This is a genomic window from Micromonospora sp. NBC_00860, assembly GCF_045207375.1.
Classification (GTDB): domain Bacteria; phylum Actinomycetota; class Actinomycetes; order Mycobacteriales; family Micromonosporaceae; genus Micromonospora; species Micromonospora vinacea.
In genome coordinates this window covers 5,024,164-5,046,646 of the sequence record NZ_CP108825.1, presented here as the reverse complement: position 1 = coordinate 5,046,646, position 22,483 = coordinate 5,024,164, and the positions used below count along the sequence as shown (strand labels likewise).

Below are 22,483 nucleotides of genomic sequence, written 5' to 3'. Positions count from 1 at the left end.
TGAGTGTGACTCTATGAGTACGCAGCGTTATCGCGACGACGGTCCGAGAACGTGCGGGGGAACCAAACCGGGGGGATGCACGGGGCGGGCGGGAAGTGGGCGGGAAAGTCCGTCCATCACCGACCGCCCCGTGCGCTGTGCGCGGACCGTGCCTGCCGCCCGTCACCGACGCGCGTAAGGTGGAGGGTCGGCGCAGACATCGTTCGACAGGAGCTTTCATGACCAGCACCCTCCCGGCGTCCGCCAGCGGTACGCCGTCCGAGGCCCGGCCGAGCACGCTCGCCGATGGCGACTTCAAGGTGGCGGATCTCTCGCTCGCTGAGTTCGGGCGTAAAGAGATCCAGCTCGCCGAGCACGAGATGCCCGGCCTGATGGCGATCCGTCGGGAATTCGCCGAGGCGCAGCCGCTCGCCGGCGCGCGGATCACCGGCTCACTGCACATGACCATCCAGACCGCCGTCCTCATCGAGACGCTGGTCGCGCTCGGCGCGCAGGTGCGCTGGGCGTCCTGCAACATCTTCTCCACCCAGGACCACGCCGCCGCGGCGATCGTCGTCGGCCCGGACGGCACCCCCGAGGCCCCCGCCGGTGTCCCGGTGTACGCCTGGAAGGGCGAGAGCCTGCAGGAGTACTGGTGGTGCACCGAGCAGGTGCTGGTGTGGCCGGACGGCCAGGGCCCGAACATGATCCTCGACGACGGCGGTGACGCCACCCTGCTGGTGCACAAGGGCGCCGAGTTCGAGAAGGCCGGTGTCGTCCCGCCGGTCGAGTCCGCCGACTCCGAGGAGTACGCGGTCATCCTCGAGGTGCTGCACCGCTCGCTCGCCGAGGACGGCCAGCGTTGGACCGGGATCGCCGCCGGCATCAAGGGCGTGACCGAGGAGACCACCACCGGCGTGCACCGCCTCTACGAGATGCACCGGGCGGGCACCCTGCAGTTCCCGGCCATCAACGTCAACGACTCGGTGACCAAGAGCAAGTTCGACAACAAGTACGGTTGCCGGCACTCGCTCATCGACGGCATCAACCGCGCCACCGACGTGCTGATCGGCGGCAAGATGGCGGTCGTCATGGGCTACGGCGACGTGGGCAAGGGCTGCGCCGAGTCGCTGCGTGGCCAGGGCGCCCGGGTCGTGGTGACCGAGGTGGACCCGATCTGCGCGTTGCAGGCCGCGATGGACGGCTACCAGGTCGCCACCCTGGACGACGTTGTCGAGCAGGCGGACATCTTCATCACCGCCACCGGTTGCTTCGACGTCATCACCAACGAGCACATGGCCCGGATGAAGCACCAGGCCATCGTCGGCAACATCGGTCACTTCGACAACGAGATCGACATGGCCGGGCTGGCCAAGCGCTCCGACGTCGAGCGGATCAACATCAAGCCGCAGGTCGACCTGTGGCGCTTCGCCGACGGGCACGCCATCATCGTGCTCTCCGAGGGCCGCCTGCTGAACCTGGGCAACGCGACCGGGCACCCGAGCTTCGTCATGTCGAACTCGTTCGCCAACCAGACGATCGCCCAGATCGAGCTCTTCACCAAGACCGAGGAGTACCCGATCGGCGTCTACGTGCTGCCCAAGCACCTGGACGAGAAGGTCGCCCGGCTGCACCTCGGCGCGCTCGGCGCCAAGCTGAGCACGCTGACCAAGGAGCAGGCCGCCTACCTCGGCGTCTCCACCGAGGGTCCGTTCAAGCCGGACCACTACCGCTACTGATCGACATCTCCGGACCGGGTCGGCTGTTCGCAGCCGGCCCGGTTCGTCGTCTCCGCCGCTGGTTCGGCGCGGCGCAGTGTCTCCGCCGCCGGTTCAGCCCGAGCGAGGGCGGCGCCGGGTGGGCCGGAACCACGTCCAGACGCACCAGATCAGCCAGCCGACCGACACGACGGTGGCCAGCGCCCGCAGGCGTAGCGCACTGAGCAGCAGCACCACTGCCAGCACTGCCAACCACGGCAGGAATCCCCTCACGTCGGGGATCCTTCCACAGCTGAGCGCCGGCGGGCCGGCTGCCGGGCGGCAGTCGGTCCTTGTGACGGGCTCAGTGAGCTTGTCGTGAACGACTTGACGAGGGCCTTGAGCAGGGAGGAAGGTATGCCTGCCCTAAGTCAGCCAAGGCGTGCCTAACCTACTCGGAGCCCGGATGTTCGCCACCTACCTGATCGGCCTGCGGGAAGGGCTCGAAGCCACCCTGGTGGTCAGCATCCTGGTCGCCTTCCTGGTGAAGTCGCAGCGCCGGGACCGGTTGCCGCAGGTCTGGGCCGGCGTCGGCCTGGCCGTGGCGCTCTCGGTGCTCTTCGGCTGGCTGATCGAGTACACGTCGACCTCGCTGCTGTCCCGCTCCGAGGATCGTGAGTTGTTCGAGGCGATCACCTCGGTCGCCGCCGTGGTCTTCGTGACCTGGATGATCTTCTGGATGCGCCGGGCCGCCCGGACCATCGCCGGCGAACTGCGGGGCAAGCTCACCGAGGCGCTGGCCGTCGGGTCCCTCGCCGTCGCCGGAATGGCCTTCCTCGCGGTGATCCGCGAGGGCCTGGAGACCGCGCTGATCTTCTACTCGGCCGCCCAGGGCGCGGCCGGCGACAGCGGCCCGCTGCTCGCGTTGATCGGCGGCATCGTCACCGCCGTGGTCCTCGGCGTGCTGCTCTACCTCAGCGCCCTGCGCATCAACCTCGGCAAGTTCTTCACCTGGACCGGCGCGCTGCTGATCCTGGTCGCCGCCGGCATCCTCAAGTACGGCGTGCACGACTTCCAGGAGGCCGGCGTCCTGCCTGGCCTGAACAACCTGGCCTTCGACATCACCGGCGTGCTCGATCCGACCACCTGGTACGCGGCGCTGCTCGCCGGCATGTTCAACGTGACTCCCGCGCCCACCGTGCTGGAGATGATCGCCTGGGTCGCGTACGCCGTACCGGTGCTCCTGCTCTTCCTGCGACCGGCCCGGCGCAAGCCGGCACCCGCCGCGACCACCACCACCGTCACCGAGCGCGGGGCCGACACCGGCGCCGAGGCCGAGGCGGCGTCGACGCCGCAGCGTGCCTGACCCACGAGGAGAGACAGCCCAGATGCGTACCACCCAGTTCTTCGCGCTGGCCGCCGCCGGCGTGCTGGCGACGGCCGGTCTGGCCGCCTGCTCCGACTCCGACAAGGGTGACTCGGCAGCGTCCGGCGGACCGATCGTGGTCAAGGCCAGCGACACCGCCTGTGAGGTCGGCTCGACCGACCTGGGTGCCGGTACCGCCACCTTCAAGATCACCAATTCGGGCGCGAAGGTGACCGAGTTCTACGTGTACGCCGACGGCGACCGCGTGATGGGCGAGGTGGAGAACATCGCCCCCGGGCTGAGCCGCGAGCTGCACGTGGAGTTGCCGGCCGGCACGTACCAGACGGCCTGCAAGCCAGGGATGAGTGGCAAGGGCATCCGGGGTGCGCTCAAGGTCAGCGGGTCGGCGCAGCCGCTCACGGCCGACGCCGCGCTGGGTGACGCCACCGACAACTACCAGCGCTACGTCAAGAGTCAGACCGCCGCGCTGCTGGACAAGACCGAGGAGTTCGTCGCCGCGGTCAAGGCCGGCGATGTGGCGAAGTCCAAAGCGCTCTACCCGGTCGCCCGCACCTACTGGGAGCGGATCGAGCCGGTTGCCGAGATCTTCGGCGACCTCGACCCCAAGATCGACGGCCGCGAGGAGGTCATCGAGGAGGGGATGGAGTTCACCGGCTTCCACCGGATCGAGAAGGACCTCTGGCAGTCCGGTGACATCAGCAAGGACGGCCCGATCGCCGATCGGCTGCTGGTCGACGTCAAGGAGATCGTCGCCAAGGCGAACGCCGAGAAGCTCTCCCCGCTCCAGCTCGCCAACGGTGCCAAGGAGCTGCTCGACGAGGTCGCCAGCGGCAAGATCACCGGCGAGGAGGACCGCTACTCGCACACCGACCTGTGGGACTTCGCCGCCAACCTTGAAGGTTCCAAGGCCGCCGTGTCCGCCCTGCGACCCGCGTTGCAGCAGCGCTCGCCGGAACTGGTCACCCAGTTGGACACCGAGTTCGCCAACGTCGAGGGACTGCTCGGCAAGCACCGTGACGGCGACGGCTGGAAGCTGCACACCGCGCTGAGCAAGGCTGAGCTGAAGGATCTCTCCGACGGGATCAACGCGCTCGCCGAGCCGATCAGCAAGGTCGCCGCAGCCGTCGCGAAGTGACCACCTGGCAGAAAGAGTCGAATCGATGAGCGGGAGCAGGTTGACCCGGCGCCGGGCCATCACCCTGGCCGGCGCCGGAGTGGCCGGGGTCGCCGGGGTGGCGGCCGGCGCGGGGGCGCTGCTGAAGGGCTCCCATGACCCGGCCGCGGCGAACGACCACCCGGCCGGGGCGGTGCCGTTCCACGGTGAGCACCAGGCCGGCATCGTCACCCCGGCGCAGGACCGGCTGCACTTCGTGGCCTTCGACGTGATCACCAAGGACCGGGCCCGGCTTGTCGAACTGCTGGAGGAGTGGACGGCCGCCGCCGCCCGGATGACAGCGGGACGCGACGCCGGGGTGCTGGGTGCGGTCGGCGGGATGCCGGAGGCCCCACCGGACGACACCGGCGAAGCGCTCGGCCTGCCTCCCTCGCAGCTCACCCTCACCATCGGGTTCGGGCCGACGCTGTTCCGTGACGCCGACGGGCGGGACCGCTTCGGCCTCGCCGACCGGCGGCCCGCCGCCCTCGCCGAGCTGCCGAAGTTCCCCGGCGACGCGTTGCAGCCGCAGCTCTCCGGCGGCGACCTCTGCGTCCAGGCCTGCGCCAACGACCCGCAGGTGGCGGTGCACGCGATCCGTAACCTGGCCCGGCTCGGCATGGGCGTGGTGAGCGTCCGCTGGTCGCAGTTGGGCTTCGGCCGCACCTCGTCGACCTCCCGGGAACAGGCCACCGCCCGCAACCTCTTCGGGTTCAAGGACGGCACGGCCAACCTCAAGGCCGAGGACACCGACCTGTTGCGCGACCAGTTGTGGGTGCAGCCGGGTGACGGACCGGACTGGATGGCCGGAGGCTCGTACCTGGTCACCCGCAAGATCCGGATGCTCGTGGAAACCTGGGACCGGACCTCCCTCGCCGAGCAGGAGGAGATCGTCGGCCGGACCAAGGGCAGCGGCGCGCCGCTGGGTCGGAGCGACGAGTTCGACGAGCCCGACTTCGCCGCCCGTGGCGCGGACGGGAAGCCGGTGATCGCCGAGCACGCCCATGTCACGCTGGCCCACCCGAGTCGGAACGGCGGAGCCCAGCTGCTACGGCGGGGTTACAACTTCGTCGACGGCTCGGACGGCCTCGGCCGGCTCGACGCGGGCCTCTTCTTCATCGCCTACCAGCGCGATCCACGCCGTCAGTTCGTGCCGATCCAGACCCAGTTGGCGCGACACGACGTGATGAACGAGTACCTGCGACACGTCTCCAGCGGGGTGTTCGCCTGCCCGCCCGGGGTACGCGACGGCGGGGACCACTGGGGGCGTGGGCTGTTCGGCTGACCGTCGTCCGGATGGCGACAGCCGGATCGGCCCGACCTGCGGTGGCGCCGGGCGGCGCCGAAGGGGGATCATGGAAGCGTTACCGGCGGACGCCGGTCCCACCGAACTGAATGAGGATGCAATATTAATCCCATGAGAGCCCGCGTACTGGTGGTCGACGACGACCCCGCGCTCGCCGAGATGCTCGGCATCGTGCTGCGCAGTGAGGGTTTCCTGCCCTCGTTTGTGGCGGACGGCGAGCGGGCGTTGGCCGCTTTTCGCGACAGCCGTCCCGATATCGTGCTACTTGACCTGATGCTTCCCGGCATGAGCGGTATCGACGTCGCCCGGTCGATCCGGGCGGAGTCCGGCGTGCCCATCGTCATGCTGACCGCCAAGAGCGACACCGTGGATGTCGTGCTCGGCCTGGAGTCCGGCGCCGACGACTACGTGGTCAAACCGTTCAAGCCCAAGGAGCTGGTGGCCCGGATGCGGGCCCGACTGCGCCGAGGCGAGGACGTGGCCCCCGAGATGCTCACCATCGGGCCGCCCGACAACCAGATCACCATCGACGTGCCGGCGCACACGGTGAGCCGCAACGACGAGGAGGTGAAGCTGACTCCGCTGGAGTTCGACCTGCTGGTCGCGCTCGCCCGCAAGCCACGTCAGGTCTTCACCCGTGAGGTGCTGCTCGAGCAGGTCTGGGGCTACCGGCACGCGGCCGACACCCGCCTGGTCAACGTGCACGTCCAGCGGTTGCGGGCCAAGATCGAGCCGGATCCGGAGCGACCGGAAATCATCCTCACCGTGCGGGGCGTGGGCTACAAGGCGGGGACCGGATAGCCTGGTCGCACTGTGTCGACCTCGCCGCCCCCACCCTCCCCGAACACGGCCCGCCGGCCCAGCGCCGGCGGGGAGTTCTGGCGTGCGGTGTGCGGTCGGGTCGCCCGGGTGGTGGGTCGGGCGCACCAGACCTGGCGCCGCTCGCTCCAGGTCCGGGTCGTGACCATCACGCTTGTCGCGTCCAGCCTGCTGGTCGGCGGGTTCGCGTTCCTGATCGCTGACAAGATCACCACCATCCTGCTCGACAGCGCTCGCAGCGACGTCCGGCAGCGGGTGACCAGCGGTGCCAGCTACGCGGCCAAGCAGGTCTCCCTGTACGGGCAGCCGCAGGAGGCGCAGCTCCAGGAGACCATCGACGGCACTGTCAACTACCTGGCCGGCGGCGACCCCCAGCAGACCAGCGGGGTGGTGGTGGCGATCACCGCCGACGACTATCCCAACGACATCCAGACGCGCACCTCGCCGTCCGCGAACGTCCAGTCGCTGATCAGCCCCGAGCTGCGGGCCGCGATCGCCGACGGCAAGGTGGCCAGCCAGATCCGCACCGGGCGACTCACCGGCGAGACCACCAAGTACCTGGTCTACGGCTCGCCGGTGCCCACCAGCTTCGGGCACATCGAGCTCTACTACCTGGTGCCGCTGGGCCGGCAGGACGTCACCGCCGCCGACGCCCGAGCGACAGTGGTGGCCACCGGGGTCGCGCTGGTGATCCTGCTCGGGTTGCTCGCGGCGCTGGTCACCCGGCTGGTGGTCAACCCGGTCCGGGTCGCCGCACGAACCGCCCAACGGCTCTCCGCGGGCCTGCTCGACCAGCGGATGGTGGTCAACGGCGAGGACGACCTGGCCCTGCTCGCCGCGTCGTTCAACCAGATGGCCACCAACCTTCAACGGCAGATCCTGCGCCTGGAAGAGATGTCCCGGTTGCAGCGCCGCTTCACCTCCGACGTCTCCCACGAGCTGCGTACCCCGCTGACCACGGTCCGGATGGCCGCTGACCTGATCTTCGCTGAGCGCGACGAGTTCGACCCGGCGGTCGCCCGCAGCGCCGAGCTGCTCCAGGCCGAGCTGGACCGATTCGAGGAGCTGCTCACCGACCTGCTGGAGATCAGTCGGTTCGACGCCGGCTTCGCCATGCTGGATTCCGAGCCGACCGACCTGGTGCCGGTGGTGCACCGGGTGGTCGACCGGCTGGCTGGCCTCGCCGAGCGGGTGGGCGTACCGATCGAACTCGACCTGCCCGGCACGCCGGTGATCGCCGAGGTCGACCCGCGCCGGGTCGAGCGGGTGTTGCGCAACCTGGTCGGCAACGCGGTCGAGCACGGTGAGGCCCGCCCGGTGCTGATCACGCTCGGCATCGACGACACCGCCGTGGCGATCACCGTCCGCGACCACGGCGTGGGGCTGAAGGTGGGCGAGGAGAAGCTGGTGTTCAACCGGTTCTGGCGGGCGGACCCGTCCCGGGCTCGGCAGACCGGAGGCACCGGTCTGGGCCTGTCGATCAGCCTGGAGGACGCTCGGCTGCACGGCGGCTGGCTGGAGGCGTGGGGTGCTCCCGGGCAGGGCGCGCAGTTCCGGCTCACCCTGCCGGCCCGAGCGGGCGACCGGTTGACCACCTCGCCGCTGCGGCTGGTGCCGGCCGACGCCGCGCTGCCGTTCGGCGGCCCCCGTGACGGCGGCCCACTGGCCATCGGGCCCGGCACCGGCGGGGCACTGGCGATCAGCCCGGCTCCCGCCGGGGACGGGCAGCGGACGGAGGTGCGCTCGTGAGACGGCCGACTCTGCTCGGGGCCCTCGGCGTGATGGTGCTGCTGGGCGCCGGCTGTGGCATCCCGGCGGCATCCGACGTCCGGGTGGACGGCAAGGGCGGCGCCGCTACCGAGGCCGGTGTGATCAGTCGGGGCAGTGAGCCACCGACGCGGACGGCCAGTGGCAGCGTCAACGAGGCGTTCGTCTCCAACTTCCTGTCCGCCGCCGCTGGCGAGCCGGATCGGGCGTACGAGCGGGTCAAGGCGTTCATCGCCCCGGAGGACAAGATCCGGCTACAGGACAAGAAGGGCAGCGAGGTCGCGCTGAACGTGGTCCGGGTGCGCGGGGCGGTCTACACCCTCAACAGCGACTCGACCACGACCGTGAAGATCGCCGTGCAGCAGGTCGGTGTGCTGCGCACCAACGGCACCCTCGCCCCACCGGTGGCGACCGAGACGGAGTACGAGTTCGGCCTGCGCAGCGCGTCCTTCAACGGCGACGTCAACGATGATCGGGCCGGCCTGTACGTCATCAACCCGCCCAACGTGCTGCTGCTCAGCGACACAGCCCTCCGTCAGTATTACCAGGACGAGACGATCTACTTCTGGAGTTCGGACCGCAGCCGCCTGGTGCCCGACCAGCGCTACCGGCCGCAGGCGGTGCCTGTCGAGCGGCGGGTCAACGAGGTGGTGAAGTGGCTGGTCGGCGGCCCCTCCGACTGGCTGCGCCCAGGTGTCGTCGGGCTGCCGGACGGCACCGAGCTGATCAACAACGCCACCGGCGGGAACGGTCGATGGGAGGTCAATCTGGACATGTCCGGTGACGACCAGAACGGGATCGACCAGTTGATCACGCAGATCGCCTGGTCGTTGGGCGACCTGCCCGGCCAACTCGAGTTGAAGATCCGCAACAACGCGCAACCCGTTGTCGACCTGGGCGAGCGACGAAACAGCCGAGCGCTCTACCCGCATACCGCCAGCCCACAGCGGTTTGGCGTGTACGACGGCGCGATCCACCCACTCGACTTCGAAGGCGAGCCCAGCGGCAGGGTGCCGTTGACACCCGAGGCCAACCGTAACGTCGTCTCGGCCAGCCTCGGGCTGGCCAAGGACCGGATTCTCGCCGCGATGGCGGTCACCGGCAGCAGCAAGAACCGGTACCGACTCGCCGTGGGCACGGGCGCCGACCCGGTCTCCGTGTTCAGCCGCAGCAGCACGGAGTACTCCGCGATCGGCCGGCCGGTCTGGCTGCGTACTGTCGACTCCCGCCCCAGCCGCGGCCTGGTGGTGGCCGACGGGCAGCTCTACCGGTTCGACGAGGCAGCCCGGATGTATCCCGTGCCGCTCAACCTGCCCTCCGCTGCGGTCACGGCGGTGGCCGCCGCGTTGGACGGCCAGCGGGTCGCGCTGATCGTCGGCGGCCGGCTCTACGTCGCCGCGGTCAACCTCGACGGCGGCGGGGTGTCCATCGGCCCGCCCCGGGAGTTGGTCACCTCGCTGACCAACCCGACGGCTGTCGACTGGGGCAGCGAGGACCAACTGGTGGTCGCGGGGTCTGTCGGCCAGCCGGCGATCTACGAGGTCAGTCTCGACGGCGCTCTGGAGACGCCGCTGCGGATCGACCTCGGCGCCAAGGTCAACCACCTGACCTCGTACCCGACCAACCGCAGCGTGCGGACGCCCAGCGGGGCCTACATGTACGAGGCGAACGGGGTGGCCTACCGCAGCAGCCCGTTCGAACGGATCGAGCCCGGCCGGGTACGCGACATCGCCCCGGTGCCGGCCGGGGTGCGGCCGAGCAACCCGTCGGCGCCGTTCTTCCTCTACTGACACGGTGAGCGGGCTCTGGGCGGACCTCGCCGACCTGGTGCTGCCCGCCGACTGTGCCGGTTGTCGGGAGCGCCGACCCGGACTGCGGCACGGGGTCTGCCCCGCCTGCGTCGCGGTGCTGGGCGAACTGCGGCCACTGGCGGTCCGCCCCACCCCCGCTCCGCCGGGCCTGCCGCCCTGCGTCGCCCTCGGCCCGTACGCGGGCCCGCTGCGTGAGGCGCTGCTGGCGTACAAGGAACACGGCCGACATGGGCTGGCCCGCCCGCTCGGCGCCCTGCTCGCCGAGGTCGTCGCGGCGGCGGTCGGTGCGGCTCGTCCGCTGGCGTTGGTTCCCGTCCCGGACACCGCGGCGGCGGCCCGGTCCCGTTACGGGGACCACCTCGACCGGCTGGCCCGGCACTGCGCGGCCCGGCTCAACCGGGGCGGTTGGGCGGTGCAGGTGCGCCGTCCGCTGCGGGCGCTGCCCCGACCTGACTCGGTCAGCCTGGACAGCGCTGGGCGGGCGGCGGCGGCCGAGGCGGCCTTCCAGCCCCGCTCGGCGGGGCCGTTGCGGGGTGGTGCCGCTGGTGCGGCCCCGGTCGTGGTGCTGCTCGACGACATCGTCACCACGGGTGTGACCCTCGCCGCCGCGAGCAGGGTGCTGACCGCGACGGGATGGGCACCGAGTGTCGCCGCGGTGCTCGCGGCGACCGAGAAAAGACACCAGTCGTAACCGATCGTGTTTCCGTTTCACCCGTTGGTGTATGAGCTGCGAAAAATCCTGGGCCGTCTCGGCAACATGGGGTGACTGCCGGGCAAACAGGAGTTAGCGTTTCGCTGTCGGGGGTAGGAGGTCGTTCCAACCGCCCCTGGCGGTGAGAGGAGGCGTAGCCGTACCAACCGGTCGACGCCAGCGGGTCTCCCCACGGCGCGCGGCCGGGTAACCGGATCGAAGACCGTCCGAACAAGGGAGGTCACGTGGACATCGTGGTCAAGGGCCGAAACGTCGAAGTGCCGGACCATTACCGGGTACACGTAGCCGAGAAACTCGCGAAGATCGAACGCTACGACCACAAACTTATTCGCGTCGATGTCGAGCTGTTTCACGAGCGCAATCCGCGCCAGGCCGACCACTGCCAGCGGGTGGAGATCACCTGCGTTTCCCGGGGCCCGGTGATTCGGGCCGAAGCCTGCACGAACGACTTCTACAGCGCGCTCGACGCGGCCATCGCGAAGCTCGACACCCGGCTGCGCCGCGCGGCCGACCGCCGCCGCGTACACCGGGGTCGGCACGCGCCGATCTCCGTCGCCGAGGCCACCGCAGGCCTGCCGGTCGCGGACCTGGTGCCATCCGCACTGAGCGCGCCGAGCGACGGCGCCCGCGCCGGCACCGCTGTCGCCGAGCGGGTCGAAGAGGAACACGACGACCAACCGTGGCACATCGCCCGGGAGAAGGTGCACCCGGCGGAGCCGATGACCATCGACGACGCGCTGTTCGAGATGGAACTGGTCGGCCACGACTTCTACCTTTTCCAGGACAAGGAGTCCGGCCGCCCCAGCGTCGTCTACCGGCGCCACGCGTACGACTACGGCATCATCTCCCTCGCCACCTGACCGGTAGCCAACCCTCGTCGATCATGGAGTTGTGGTGGGGTACTCCCACCACAACTCCATGATCCGTCAACGGAGGTCGGCGGGGAGCAGCGCGAAGGTCAGATCGTCCAGACGGGCGCCGGCCAGACCGGGCAGCCGGCCGCGCTGAAGGGCCTCGCGCCGGAAACCGACCCGCTCCAGCACCCGGTGCGACGCGGTGTTGTCCGGCACCGTGCCGGCCGAGAGCCGGGCGACACCTGCCGCGCCGAACGCCCACTCCGCGAGCAGGCGGACCGCCCGCGTCGCGTACCCCCGGCCGCGCCACTCGGGCAGCAACGCGTAGCCCACCGACGCCTCGCCAGCGGCCACATCGGTGTACGACAAGCCGCAACTGCCCACGGGCTCCCCGCTGGCCACGTCGGTGATCAGCAGCCGGGCGATGTCGCCGGTCAGCCACCCGCTCTCCGCGAGACGACAACGCCGCTCCATCGCCTCGCGCGTCGGCGGCACCGGCGGCGCCTGGTTCGCCACCACCTCGGGTCGGCTGTGCAGCCGGTACATCAGCGCCGCGTCGTCCGCCGCGAGCGGGCGCAGCGCCACCACCTCGTCGGTGAGCACCCCGCCGGGCAGGTCAGGCAGCAGTCGGGCGGTCGGGCCGGACGGGTCACCGGCGACGCGTACCCAGGCCAGCAGATCGTGCCGGCCCCCGTCGCGGGACGCACCGGCCGACCGGCGCAGACCCTCGTAGCGGAAGCCGGCGGCCAACGCGACCCGCTGGCTCGGGCCGTTCTCCGGTTCGGTGAGCAACTCCAGCCGAGCCGTTCCGGCGGCGAACGCGTGCTCGCTCAGCGCGCGGGTCGCCGCGGTGGCCACCCCGCGCCCGCGCGCCACCGGCCGCATCCAGTAGCCGATCTCCAACTGACCCCGGGCGGGCACCGGGTTGTTCAACCCCACAGCGCCGAGCAGGCGATCGGTCGCGGGATCCGCGACGGCGTACGCCGTGCCACCACCGGTCCAGGCCGCCGGGGCGCCGACGTCGATCCACCAGCGGGCATCGGTCTCGGTGTACGGCGTCGGCAGGTTCGACACGAACCGTTGGGTCAGCGCGTCCGCGCAGCCGTCGACCACGTCGGCGCTGTCCTCGGCGCGGAACGGGCGCAGCCGTACCCCGTGCGCCTCGACGACCGGCCGCGGGATCATCCGAGATCCTTGGCGAGAAGCGCACCGACCCACACGTCCACCCGTTCGCCCCGGTGCTGCACACCGCCCCGGGCGGTCCCCTCGATCAGGAAGCCCGCCTTCTCCGCCGCCCGGCGGGAGGCGGTGTTGCCCACGTTCGCCTTCCACTCGATCCGCGCCAGGCCCAACGTGCTGAAGCCCCAGGCGCTGAGCGCGACCAGCGCGGCGGGTAGATAGCCCCGACCCCGGGCCGTCGGCGCGGTCACGAAGCCGACGTCGGCCACCAGCGGGTCGGCGGGGGAGAGCCGCAGGTCGAGCGTGCCCGCGTACCGGTCGTCGGGGTCGGCGATCACGAAGCAGGCGGCGTCCCCCCGAGCCCAGGCGTCCCGCCCGTAAGCCTGGTAGCCCTGCGCGTCCGCGCGCTCGTACGGGTCCGGCACTGTCGTCCAGCGGATGGTTTCCGGATCCCGGGAGGTCTGCACCACGGCGTCCAGATCCTGCTCCTCCATGGGCCGCAGACGCAGCTCGCCGGCCTTGGATTCGGCGAACAGAACGGGCTGCGGGCGGCCGAAGACGGCGGCCCGCCGGGCGGCGAGGGTGCCCGGTCCGGCCGGCCCGGTCGAACCGGCGGCCGGCACCTCGCCGGGCAGCAGCGAGCCGATCCAGCCGTCCGCGCCGCCGTGCAGTGCCGGGTTGGCCAGCCGCAACCGGCCGTCGATCCGGAAACCGGCCCGGAGGGCCACCAACCGCGAGGCGTGGTTGCCCACCTCGGCCTGCCAGAGAAGCCGACGAAGCCCGAGGGTGTCGAAGGACCAGCGGGCCACCGCCCGGGTGGCCCGGACCATCAGGCCCCGACGCCGTGCCCAGGGCGCCGTCCAGTAGCCGACCTCACCGGTGCCGTTCTCGTCGATCGAGATCAGTCCGCAGGAGCCCAGCAGTTCCCCGGTGCCCGGGTCGCACACAGCGAACGGTGCCCCGGTCCCCTCGGCCCAGGCGTCCCGGCTCATCTCGGTGACAAATCCGTGAGCGTGTTCCGGTAGGTACGGGCGCGGTACGGTGGTCCAGCGCTGAATGTCCGGGTCCTGGCAGGCTCGGTGCACGGCCTCGGCATCCGTCTCTCGCCAGGGCCGCAGCAGCACGCCGTCCTCGATGATCTCCACGGGCTCCACTCGTGCATCCTGCCGCAGCGTTCGCCGACGGCGTAACCGGATAACGTTCGGGGCGGGCGAGGGACGCGAGTTATGTCGGGTTCTGCGGGGTCGAGCACCGCCACCAGTGACCATCGCGCCGATGGAGCGCCTACGATGGTTCGAGACTGTCTAGGGGAGCGTTGATCCGTGTCGATTCTGGAAAAGGTCCTTAACGCGGGCGAGGGCCGCATGGTGCGCCGGCTCAAGGCCATCGCCGCCGCCGTCAGCTCGATCGAGGACGACTACGTCAACCTCACCGACGAGGAACTGGCCGGCATGACCGAACAGTTCCGGGAGCGGCTCGACGAGGGCGAAACCCTCGATGACCTGCTGCCGGAGGCGTTCGCGGTGGCCCGCGAGGCGGCCGCCAGGGTGCTCGGCCAGCGCCCGTACGACGTCCAGGTGATGGGCGGCGCGGCGCTGCACTTCGGCAACATCGCCGAGATGAAGACCGGTGAGGGTAAGACGCTGACCTCGGTCATGGCCGTCTACCTCAACGCGCTCTCCGGCAAGGGCGTCCACGTGATCACGGTCAACGACTACCTCGCCCAGCGTGACGCGGCGTGGATGGGCCGGGTGCACGAGTTCCTCGGGCTGACCGTCGGCGTGGTGCTGCCCAACCGGCCGGCCAGCGAGCACAAGGCCGCCTACGAGTGCGACATCACCTACGGCACCAACAACGAGTTCGGCTTCGACTACCTGCGCGACAACATGGCCTGGTCGAAGGACGAGCTGGTGCAGCGCGGGCACAACTTCGCTGTGGTCGACGAGGTCGACTCCATCCTGATCGACGAGGCCCGCACCCCGCTGATCATCTCCGGCCCGGCCGAGCACTCGGCCCGCTGGTACGGCGAGTTCGCCGGCGTGGTGGCCCGGCTCCAGCCCGGCACCGACGGCGAGGGCGACTACGAGGTCGACCACTCCAAGCGCACCATCGCGGTGACCGAGCGGGGCGTCGCCAAGGTCGAGGACCGGCTCGGCATCGACAACCTGTACGAGTCGGTGAACACCCCGCTGGTCGGCTACCTCAACAACGCCATCAAGGCCAAGGAGCTCTACAAGCGCGACAAGGACTACATCGTCAGCGACGGTGAGGTCCTGATCGTCGACGAGTTCACCGGCCGCATCCTGCACGGCCGTCGCTACAACGAGGGCATGCACCAGGCGATCGAGGCCAAGGAGGGGGTGGAGATCAAGCAGGAGAACCAGACCCTGGCCACCATCACCCTCCAGAACTACTTCCGCCTCTACGAGAAGCTGTCCGGCATGACCGGTACGGCGCAGACCGAGGCGAGCGAGTTCAACAAGGTCTACAAGGTCGGCGTCGTGACCATTCCGACCCACCGCCCGATGGTTCGCGAGGACCGGCCGGACGTCATCTACAAGACGGAGAAGGCCAAGTTCAACGCCGTCATCGAGGACATCGCCGAGCGGCACCAGATGGGCCAGCCGGTGCTGGTGGGCACCGTCTCGGTGGAAAACTCCGAGATCCTCTCCCAGTTGCTGCGCCGCCGCGGCATCCCGCACAACGTGCTGAACGCCAAGTTCCACGCGCGGGAGGCCGAGATCGTCGCCCAGGCCGGGCGTAAGGGCGCGGTCACCGTGGCGACCAACATGGCCGGCCGTGGCACCGACATCCTGCTCGGCGGCAACCCCGAGTTCCTCGCCGCGAACGAGCTGCGCCAGCGCGGCCTCGACCCGCTGGAAAACGAGGAAGAGTACGCCAAGGCGATGGAGGAGGTCCTTCCCACCTGGAAGCAGGCCTGCGACGCCGAGGCGGACGAGGTCTCCGCCGCCGGTGGCCTCTACGTGCTGGGCACCGAGCGGCACGAGTCCCGGCGGATCGACAACCAGCTGCGCGGTCGCGCCGGCCGGCAGGGTGACCCGGGCGAGTCCCGTTTCTACCTATCCCTGCAGGACGAGCTGATGCGGCGCTTCCGGGCCGGGGCGGTCGAGGCGGTGATGGAGCGCTTCAACATCCCGGAGGACGTGCCCATCGAGTCGAAGATGGTCACCCGGCAGATCAAGAGCGCCCAGGCCCAGATCGAGGGCCAGAACGCCGAGATCCGCAAGAACGTCCTCAAGTACGACGAGGTGCTCAACAAACAGCGCCAGGTCGTCTACGCCGAGCGGCTCCGGGTGCTCAACGGGGAGGACCTCTCCGACCAGGTCCGCAACATGATCGACGACACCGTCGAGGCGTACGTCCGGGGGGCCACCTCCGACGGCTACGGCGAAGACTGGGACCTTGAGCAGCTCTGGTCCAGCCTCAAGCAGCTCTACCCGGTCGGTGTGACGATCGAGGAGTTGGAGGAGGAGGCCGGCGGCTCGCGGGCCGGCATGGACGCCGACTTCCTGGTGGCCCGCCTCAAGGAGGACGCCAACGCCGCGTACGACCGGCGTGAGGAGCAGCTCGGCACCGAGGGGGTGCGCCAGCTCGAGCGGATGGTGCTGCTCCAGGTCATCGACCGTAAGTGGCGCGAGCACCTCTACGAGATGGACTACCTCCAGGAGGGCATCAACCTCCGGGCGTACGCCCAGCGCGACCCGGTGGTGGAATACCAGCGCGAGGGCTTCGACATGTTCGCCACCATGATGGACGGCATCAAGGAGGAGACCGTCGGCTTCCTCTACAACGTCGACGTCCAGGTGACCGAACCCGAGCCGGAGGCGGGCGCCGACGAGGTCACGCTGCTCGACAAGCCGGTGGAGATCCGCGCCAAGGGCCTCAACCAGGCACCGCGTCGGCAGGGGCTGCAATACTCCGCGCCCACCATCGACGGTGAGGCCAGCCCGGGTGCCGTCGCTGTGGAGCAGGCCGAGCAGCAGGCTCCGGCGCTCGGTGTGGGTCGCCCGGCTCCGGGTGCCCCGGCGGCACCGGGGCGGACCGCACCGTCCGCGCCGCAGCGGCCGGCCTCGGGCCTGCGTGGCCCAGCTGTTCCGTCGTCCGCCGCCCGTCGCCCGGCACCGAACCAGGCGGAGGCGAGCAACGGCCCGTCCCGCAACGCGCCGTGCCCGTGTGGCTCGGGCCGCAAGTACAAGCGCTGCCACGGCGCTCCCAATGGCGGCAACTGACCAACAGCGTCTGCACTGACAGCGTCTGCACCGACGGGTCCCGGCCGAACAGGCCGGGGCCCGTCGGTGTCTTCCAGCCCCACCTGCCTGACAAACCGCCCATCTCGGCGCTTTTCCTGGCATGCGCGGAGGCCGGCACCCCAGATCAACTCGCCTTTCAGGAAAGCGCGGGGTCAGCGGCAGCCGGATAGCGCGCTTTCCTGAAACCGGAGTGGATCAACCGGTCTCGCCGCTCCGGCTCGGCCCGGTGCGGCCCGGCTCGCCCGGTGCGGTCCGGCTCGGCCCGGTGCTGTCCGGTGCGGCTCGGTCCGCGCCGGTCCGGTCGGGCCCGGCTCGGCCCGGCTTTGCTCCGGCTCGGCCCGGCCCGGCTCGGCTCGGGCTCGGGCTCGGCCCGGCCCGGGCTCGGCCCGGCCCGGGCTCGGCCCGGCTCGGGCTCGGCCCGGCTCGGGCTCGGCCCGGCCCGGCCCGGGGTGTTCCGGCAGGCTGGGCCTGGCCGGGGTGATCGGCCCTGGTGGTGTGGTCAGAGCACGTGTAGGGCAGTGCATAGCCAGCGACCCCGGCGATGCTCGAGGCGCAGGGCCATCGCCCAACTTCGACCGCCCGCACCGGTGAGGACAGCTGCCGCCTCCACTGCGGCCTCCCGGGGCTCGCAGACTCGCAGGCGTAGGAGGCGGACCAGTGGCCGGCTGGTACGGCGGCGCGATGTTCCGGCCCGGCCGGACGCGCGGGCGAGTTCGGCCAGCAGGTCGCCCGCTCGGGCCGGGTCGAGCAGCGCTCGCACTTGAGTCGGCGAACGGTAGCCGTTGACCACCTCCACGCAGGTGCCGACGAAGCGGTGGGCGGCTCGGGTGGTTTCCGGAGCGGTCGCCGGCGGCAACGAAGCGGCCGGGTGGGTGGTGGGGGACCGGTCAGGCACTGGTCGCAGCACTGCTCGCCGCACTGGCGGTCGGACCGGGTCGGCTCGGGTGGCAGCGAACAGGTCGAGGGCGAGCTGACCGTCGGTCAGTGCCGGCCAGTACGACCCGTCGGTCTCGTCAAGGTATGGCGGGTCGAAGGGTGGGACGGGGCGCAGCCGTACGGGCGGTCGGGAAGGACCGGGTCGCGCTCCGCTCATCATGGCCCCCTTGATCTTGCGTTTACCTTCGTTTGCCTCCGACAAGCTCGATTCTGAGCGACGGAGCGGCCTCGGTCAATGGCTTCGTGGCGGCCGACGTGCGGCAAGGCGCATGATCCACTCGCGTTCCTTGATGTCGTGGTATCCGAGCAGCCCCAACACCCCGACTTCCGCACAGCCGAGTGGATCATGCGCGGGCTGGCGAGTGGGCGGACCTGGGCCGGGCGAACGGACAAGGCCAGGCAGGGCGGGCGAGGCGCGGCGGGTCCCAGTCGGGCGGGCCGGCCCGGCGGGCAGGTCAAGGCCAGGCGGGCCGGGCAACGTAAGGCCGGTGGGCTGGGGCTCTGCTACTCCGGGTCGCGGTCGACCAGCGGGTTGCTCTGCACCCAGTCTGCGGTTTCGTGGTATTTGCGCGCTATGTACTCTTCCAGGCGAGCGCGCTCGACGCGCCACTGACCGCGCCCGCCGATCTTGATCGCCGGCAGTTCGCCGCTGCGCACCATGTGGTAGACCTGCGAGTCCGACACGTTGAGCTCAGTGGCCACGTCGGAGAGCAGCAGGAACCTCGGCTCCACAGGAACTCCCGGGGTTGATGTCGTTTGGCTCAGTTTGCCACCGACAGCCCCGACCGCCCAGCATCCAGCCCGGGTCGGTGGCAGGCCAACCACGGGGGACACACCGGCTGGGAACTTCCTCCGGCCGGAGGCGGGGTGTATGACGGTCACGGCGTGCGGCATGATCTGCGCCCGTGCCGGCGGCCGCCGGTGGAGGACGACGCGGGGAGACGACCGGTGACCGACGAGCTTGTCCGGGTGTACGTGCCGGCGACCGTACCGATGCTGGCCCGGCTGCGTGACGAGGGGCTGGCCGCCGAGCAGGCGCACGCCGTCACCCCGGCGCTGCGCGAGTGGTACGCCGAGGGTGACGAGGAGGAGTTGGAGTACGTCGCGTTCACCCGGGCTGCCCAGGACGCCCTGCACCTTCTCCGCGCCGACCCGAAGGCTCCCCGCCGTCGCGTCGTCGTCTCGGTCGACCTGCCGTCGGGCGCGGTCGGACGCGGTGACGGTGAGCTGGGCTCCAGCACGGTGTCGCTGATCGACACCGTGCCGGTGGGTGCCGTCGCGGCCATCCACGTGGACGGCGTTGACGCGGTCGACGAGGTCGGCGCGGCGGCCGACGTGGTGGCCGAGGCGGCAGCCGGTGACCCGGACGCCCAGTTCACCGTCGACAGCGCCGAGGACCACGAGTTGGAGTGGTACGACGTGACGGAGCTGGACCAGCTGCTACGCGCGAGCGACTGAGCCGGACACCGGCCCCGGCAGCCTGAGCCGGACACCGGCCCCGGCAGCCTGAGCCGGACACCGGCCCCCGGCCCGTCGTCAGCGGGTCGGATCCGCCTTGGCGGGCTTCGCCTTGGCCGGCTCCCCGTCGAAGGTCTCGGCAGCGTCGGCGTCGAACGTCTCGGCTGGCTCCGCGTCGAACGCCTTGGCGTAGCCCGGCTTGTCGTCCTCCGGGTCGACCTGGTCTGCGACGGGGCTCGGGCTGTCGACTGGTTCGTCGTCGTCGGTGTGGGTCGGGCTGAGCGTGCGGCCGAACGCGATGAGCGCGGTCAGCGCCCCCACGAAGAGCACCCAGATGCCGTTGTCCACCCGCGAGGTGCCCAGCGAGGTCTGCGCCACCGCGTCCGCCTCGCTGAGCGCGCTGGCGAGGTCGAGCAGGGACCGGCCGCCGATCCGGATGATCACCTCGGCGAGCAGCAGGAGGAGCCCAGGGCCGGCGCCGGCGAGCAGGTACGCCGGCCAGCGCAGCGCCGGGGTCTCGGGATCGCGGCGGACGGCTCGACGCCGTGCCCAGGTCAGGTAGCCGAAGGCCAGTAGCCCAGCCAGTAGCCCGGCGACGAGCGATTCGGTGCGGGACACCCACTTGGCCGCGTTGATCAACGATTCTTGGCTGTCGCCAGCACCGAAGAGGTCGAACAGCGGGTCCCGGGCGCGGCTGAACGCGACCACGAAGATCAACGTGCCCAGTGCGGCGGTGACCACGGCGCCGATCGCCGGGGCGGTCCGCGCAGCGGCCAGCGCGCCACCGATGATCGCCGCGGCGGCCGTGGTGCCGGCGATCACGTTGGTGGTGGACGTGTCGAAGTAGGTGAGGTTGATCGCCACCGCGGCAGCGAGGCCGACCAGCATTCCGCCGCCGATCGCCCCGGCGAATCGCAGGGTGGCCCAGTCGCCGTACCGGCGGGCCAGCAGGTTTCCACCGGCCAGCGCGACGGCCGCCCCGGCCACCAGCGCGGCCGAGATCACGCCGGGCAGGGCGAACGCGGAGAGGCTGATCGCGGTGACCCCGGCCGCCGCCGAGGTGATGGCCTCCCGGGTGGACCAGAGCATGGCGGCCAGCCAGCCGAGCGCCAGCAGCGCGAGCACTGCGGCGCCGGGCGCGGGCAACGGCCGACTGCCGGTACTGGCCGCGTCGACCGCGGGCTCGTCCGACTCGGCGGCCGGGACGCGGCCGGGCTGCTTGGTCATCGTCTCCCCTTCGAGGCGGCAGGTCACCGACCATTCAGGGTACGCGGGCCCGCTGGGCTGCCTGTCGCCCCGGGACGGCGGGACGGATCGAGACCGGTCGGTAAGGGGAGGAGGGGTGGGGCGGTCCTTGGCGCAGGGCGGTGGCGGAGGTGGGCCGTGCGGCCCGTCATGGGAGAATCACGGGAGGTCCCGCCGCTGCTCGGCCTCCCGTGCGGCGTCCGGTGTCCGGCCGTCCGGTCGGTGCCCGCGGGTCCGGTTTCGCCACCGCTGTCGAGATCGCCAGGAGCCTTGATGGATGCCGTGTTCTCCGTTCCCGAGCCGCGCAACGAGCCGGTTCGCAACTACGAGCCGGGCAGCCCCGACCGGGACCGGCTCCAGCGGCGGCTGACCGAGCTCGCCGCCGAGCGCATCGACCTGCCGATGACCATCGGCGGTGAGCAGCGGATGGCCGGCGGTGACCCGATCAACGTGGTGCAGCCGCACAAGCACGCCCACGTGCTGGGTGTGACCGGGCACGCCACCCACGACGACGCGCGTGCCGCCACCAAGGCCGCCAAGGACGCCGCGCCGATGTGGCGGGCGCTGCCCTTCGAGGAGCGCGCCGCGATCTTCCTGCGTGCCGCCGAGCTGCTCGCCGGGCCCTGGCGCGACACCCTCAACGCCGCCACGATGCTCGGCCAGTCGAAGACCGCGATCCAGGCGGAGATCGACGCGGCGTGCGAGTTCATCGACTTCCTGCGGTTCAACGTGCACTTCGCGCGTCGCCTGCTCGAGGAGCAGCCGGCGTCCTCGCCCGGGGTGTGGAACCGTTTCGACCATCGCCCGCTGGAGGGCTTCGTCTACGCGGTGACCCCGTTCAACTTCACCGCCATCGCCGGCAACCTGCCGTCGGCGCCGGCCCTGCTGGGCAACACTGTGGTCTGGAAGCCGGGCCCGACCCAGCAGTTCGCCGCGCACTTCACCATGCGGCTGTTCGAGGCCGCCGGCCTGCCGCCCGGCGTGATCAACATGGTCACCGGCCGGGGCGAGGAGGTCTCCGACGTCGTGCTCGCCGACCCGGAGCTGGCCGGCATCCACTTCACCGGTTCGACGAAGGTCTTCCAGCAGTTGTGGCGGACGGTGGGCGACAACATCGCCCGGTACCGGGGCTACCCGCGTCTGGTCGGCGAGACCGGCGGCAAGGACTTCGTCGTCGCGCACACCAGCGCCGACGTGGACGCTCTGCACACCGCGCTGATCCGTGGCGCGTACGAGTACCAGGGCCAGAAGTGCTCGGCGGCCTCCCGGGCGTACGTGCCGCGCTCGATCTGGGAGGGTGGGCTGCGGGACCGCCTGGCCGCCACCGCCGACTCGCTGACCTACGGCGACGTGGCCGACTTCAGCAACTTCGGCGGCGCCGTGATCGACGACAAGGCGTTCGCCCGGCACACCGCCGCGCTGGAGCTGATCGCCGGCGACGACAGCTGCCGGGTGCTGGCCGGTGGCACCGCCGACGACTCGGTCGGCTACTTCGTGCGGCCGACGCTCTTCGAGTGCGGCGACGCCGCCCACGAGACCTTCACCACCGAGTACTTCGGGCCGATCCTGGGCGTGCACGTGTTCGACGACGCCCGTTTCGACGAGGTGGTCGCGCAGGCCGAGTCGATCGCCCCGTACGCCCTGACCGGCTCGGTGTTCGCCACCGACCGCCGGGTCGTCGAGTCGGTCGGCGAGCGGATGCGGTACGCGGCCGGCAACTTCTACATCAACGACAAGCCGACCGGCGCGGTGGTCGGGCAGCAGCCCTTCGGTGGCGCCCGCGCCAGCGGCACCAACGACAAGGCCGGCTCCTGGCTCAACCTGGTCCGCTGGGTCTCCCCGCGGACGATCAAGGAGACCTTCGTGCCGCCGACCGACCACACGTACCCGCACATGGGCTGACCGGCGA

The 22,483-nt window shown here is 70.9% G+C and carries 18 protein-coding genes; 12 read left to right on the top strand and 6 right to left on the bottom strand.

Features of this window, described 5'->3' with window-relative positions; all coding sequences use genetic code 11:
* Positions 1-218 precede the first annotated feature (218 nt).
* Positions 219-1,718 carry an adenosylhomocysteinase gene (gene ahcY / locus OH804_RS23110; protein ID WP_196921216.1) on the top strand — a complete coding sequence of 500 codons (1,500 nt, stop codon included), beginning with the start codon at positions 219-221 and terminating at the stop codon, positions 1,716-1,718.
* Positions 1,719-1,811: 93 nt separating this feature from the next.
* Here the strand turns inward: ahcY and OH804_RS23105 are convergent, their stop codons facing one another.
* The gene (locus OH804_RS23105; RefSeq protein WP_406059464.1) at positions 1,812-1,970 is read right to left on the bottom strand and encodes a hypothetical protein; all 159 of its coding nucleotides are present in this window, start codon (positions 1,968-1,970) and stop codon (positions 1,812-1,814) included.
* Between the two features lie 172 nt (positions 1,971-2,142).
* On the opposite strand from OH804_RS23105, the gene efeU reads away from it, so the two are divergent.
* From efeU to hpf, 8 genes are all read left to right on the top strand, one after another.
* Positions 2,143-3,042, top strand: a complete 900-nt coding sequence (efeU, locus tag OH804_RS23100; RefSeq protein ID WP_406059462.1) for an iron uptake transporter permease EfeU — start codon at positions 2,143-2,145, stop codon at positions 3,040-3,042.
* Positions 3,043-3,064: 22 nt separating this feature from the next.
* Complete coding sequence (gene efeO, locus OH804_RS23095; RefSeq protein WP_196921218.1) at positions 3,065-4,198, top strand: iron uptake system protein EfeO; 1,134 nt, start codon at positions 3,065-3,067, stop codon at positions 4,196-4,198.
* 25 nt (positions 4,199-4,223) lie between these two features.
* On the top strand, positions 4,224-5,501 hold the full coding sequence (gene efeB / locus OH804_RS23090; protein WP_196921219.1) for an iron uptake transporter deferrochelatase/peroxidase subunit: 1,278 nt from the start codon (positions 4,224-4,226) through the stop codon (positions 5,499-5,501).
* A 132-nt stretch (positions 5,502-5,633) separates the two neighbouring features.
* Positions 5,634-6,323: an MtrAB system response regulator MtrA gene (mtrA, locus tag OH804_RS23085; protein WP_030331519.1), complete on the top strand. Its 690-nt coding sequence runs from the start codon at positions 5,634-5,636 to the stop codon at positions 6,321-6,323.
* Positions 6,324-6,335: 12 nt separating this feature from the next.
* Positions 6,336-8,090 (top strand): MtrAB system histidine kinase MtrB, encoded by a 1,755-nt coding sequence (gene mtrB / locus OH804_RS23080; protein WP_196921220.1) that lies wholly within the window; start codon positions 6,336-6,338, stop codon positions 8,088-8,090.
* A 32-nt stretch (positions 8,091-8,122) separates the two neighbouring features.
* On the top strand, positions 8,123-9,898 hold the full coding sequence (locus OH804_RS23075; RefSeq protein ID WP_196924789.1) for an LpqB family beta-propeller domain-containing protein: 1,776 nt from the start codon (positions 8,123-8,125) through the stop codon (positions 9,896-9,898).
* 4 nt (positions 9,899-9,902) lie between these two features.
* Entirely contained in the window at positions 9,903-10,610 is a 708-nt protein-coding gene (locus OH804_RS23070) for a ComF family protein (protein WP_196921221.1), read from the top strand.
* Positions 10,611-10,855: 245 nt separating this feature from the next.
* A complete protein-coding gene (gene hpf / locus OH804_RS23065; RefSeq protein ID WP_196921222.1) occupies positions 10,856-11,491 on the top strand; it encodes a ribosome hibernation-promoting factor, HPF/YfiA family in 636 nt (211 codons plus the stop codon).
* Between the two features lie 66 nt (positions 11,492-11,557).
* Here hpf and OH804_RS23060 read toward each other — a convergent pair whose 3' ends face one another.
* Both OH804_RS23060 and OH804_RS23055 read right to left on the bottom strand, forming a co-directional pair.
* Entirely contained in the window at positions 11,558-12,670 is a 1,113-nt protein-coding gene (locus OH804_RS23060; protein WP_406059459.1) for a GNAT family N-acetyltransferase, read from the bottom strand.
* The gene (locus OH804_RS23055) at positions 12,667-13,818 is read right to left on the bottom strand and encodes a GNAT family N-acetyltransferase (RefSeq protein ID WP_406059457.1); all 1,152 of its coding nucleotides are present in this window, start codon (positions 13,816-13,818) and stop codon (positions 12,667-12,669) included. Before OH804_RS23055 ends, OH804_RS23060 begins: the two co-directional genes overlap by 4 nt.
* Before the next feature lie 168 nt (positions 13,819-13,986).
* Here OH804_RS23055 and secA point away from each other — a divergent pair, with 168 nt between their 5' ends.
* Positions 13,987-16,914 (top strand): preprotein translocase subunit SecA, encoded by a 2,928-nt coding sequence (gene secA / locus OH804_RS23050; protein ID WP_406059455.1) that lies wholly within the window; start codon positions 13,987-13,989, stop codon positions 16,912-16,914.
* Positions 16,915-17,434: 520 nt separating this feature from the next.
* Here secA and OH804_RS23045 read toward each other — a convergent pair.
* Positions 17,435-18,031, bottom strand: coding sequence for an Rv3235 family protein (locus tag OH804_RS23045; RefSeq protein ID WP_406059453.1), 597 nt, complete (start codon positions 18,029-18,031; stop codon positions 17,435-17,437).
* Positions 18,032-18,375: 344 nt separating this feature from the next.
* Positions 18,376-18,603, bottom strand: coding sequence for a helix-turn-helix domain-containing protein (locus OH804_RS23040; RefSeq protein ID WP_196921227.1), 228 nt, complete (start codon positions 18,601-18,603; stop codon positions 18,376-18,378).
* A 216-nt stretch (positions 18,604-18,819) separates the two neighbouring features.
* Here OH804_RS23040 and OH804_RS23035 point away from each other — a divergent pair, with 216 nt between their 5' ends.
* Positions 18,820-19,329 (top strand): DUF6912 family protein, encoded by a 510-nt coding sequence (locus tag OH804_RS23035; protein ID WP_196921228.1) that lies wholly within the window; start codon positions 18,820-18,822, stop codon positions 19,327-19,329.
* Positions 19,330-19,407: 78 nt separating this feature from the next.
* Here OH804_RS23035 and OH804_RS23030 read toward each other — a convergent pair whose 3' ends face one another.
* Positions 19,408-20,556: a hypothetical protein gene (locus tag OH804_RS23030; protein ID WP_406059451.1), complete on the bottom strand. Its 1,149-nt coding sequence runs from the start codon at positions 20,554-20,556 to the stop codon at positions 19,408-19,410.
* Positions 20,557-20,847: 291 nt separating this feature from the next.
* Between OH804_RS23030 and pruA the strand changes: the two genes are divergently transcribed.
* Entirely contained in the window at positions 20,848-22,476 is a 1,629-nt protein-coding gene (gene pruA, locus OH804_RS23025; RefSeq protein ID WP_196921229.1) for an L-glutamate gamma-semialdehyde dehydrogenase, read from the top strand.
* The last annotated feature ends 7 nt before the right edge of the window (positions 22,477-22,483 follow it).

What these genes read in the sequence shown, in the direction of transcription:
- ahcY (WP_196921216.1), top strand. Translation starts at nt 219, where the DNA reads ATGACCAGCACCCTCCCGGCGTCCGCCAGCGGTACGCCGTCCGAGGCC.
- efeU (WP_406059462.1), top strand. Translation starts at nt 2,143, where the DNA reads ATGTTCGCCACCTACCTGATCGGCCTGCGGGAAGGGCTCGAAGCCACC.
- efeO (WP_196921218.1), top strand. Translation starts at nt 3,065, where the DNA reads ATGCGTACCACCCAGTTCTTCGCGCTGGCCGCCGCCGGCGTGCTGGCG.
- efeB (WP_196921219.1), top strand. Translation starts at nt 4,224, where the DNA reads ATGAGCGGGAGCAGGTTGACCCGGCGCCGGGCCATCACCCTGGCCGGC.
- mtrA (WP_030331519.1), top strand. Translation starts at nt 5,634, where the DNA reads ATGAGAGCCCGCGTACTGGTGGTCGACGACGACCCCGCGCTCGCCGAG.
- OH804_RS23075 (WP_196924789.1), top strand. Translation starts at nt 8,123, where the DNA reads ATGGTGCTGCTGGGCGCCGGCTGTGGCATCCCGGCGGCATCCGACGTC.
- OH804_RS23060 (WP_406059459.1), bottom strand. Translation starts at nt 12,670, where the DNA reads ATGATCCCGCGGCCGGTCGTCGAGGCGCACGGGGTACGGCTGCGCCCG.
- OH804_RS23045 (WP_406059453.1), bottom strand. Translation starts at nt 18,031, where the DNA reads ATGATGAGCGGAGCGCGACCCGGTCCTTCCCGACCGCCCGTACGGCTG.
- OH804_RS23030 (WP_406059451.1), bottom strand. Translation starts at nt 20,556, where the DNA reads ATGACCAAGCAGCCCGGCCGCGTCCCGGCCGCCGAGTCGGACGAGCCC.
- pruA (WP_196921229.1), top strand. Translation starts at nt 20,848, where the DNA reads ATGGATGCCGTGTTCTCCGTTCCCGAGCCGCGCAACGAGCCGGTTCGC.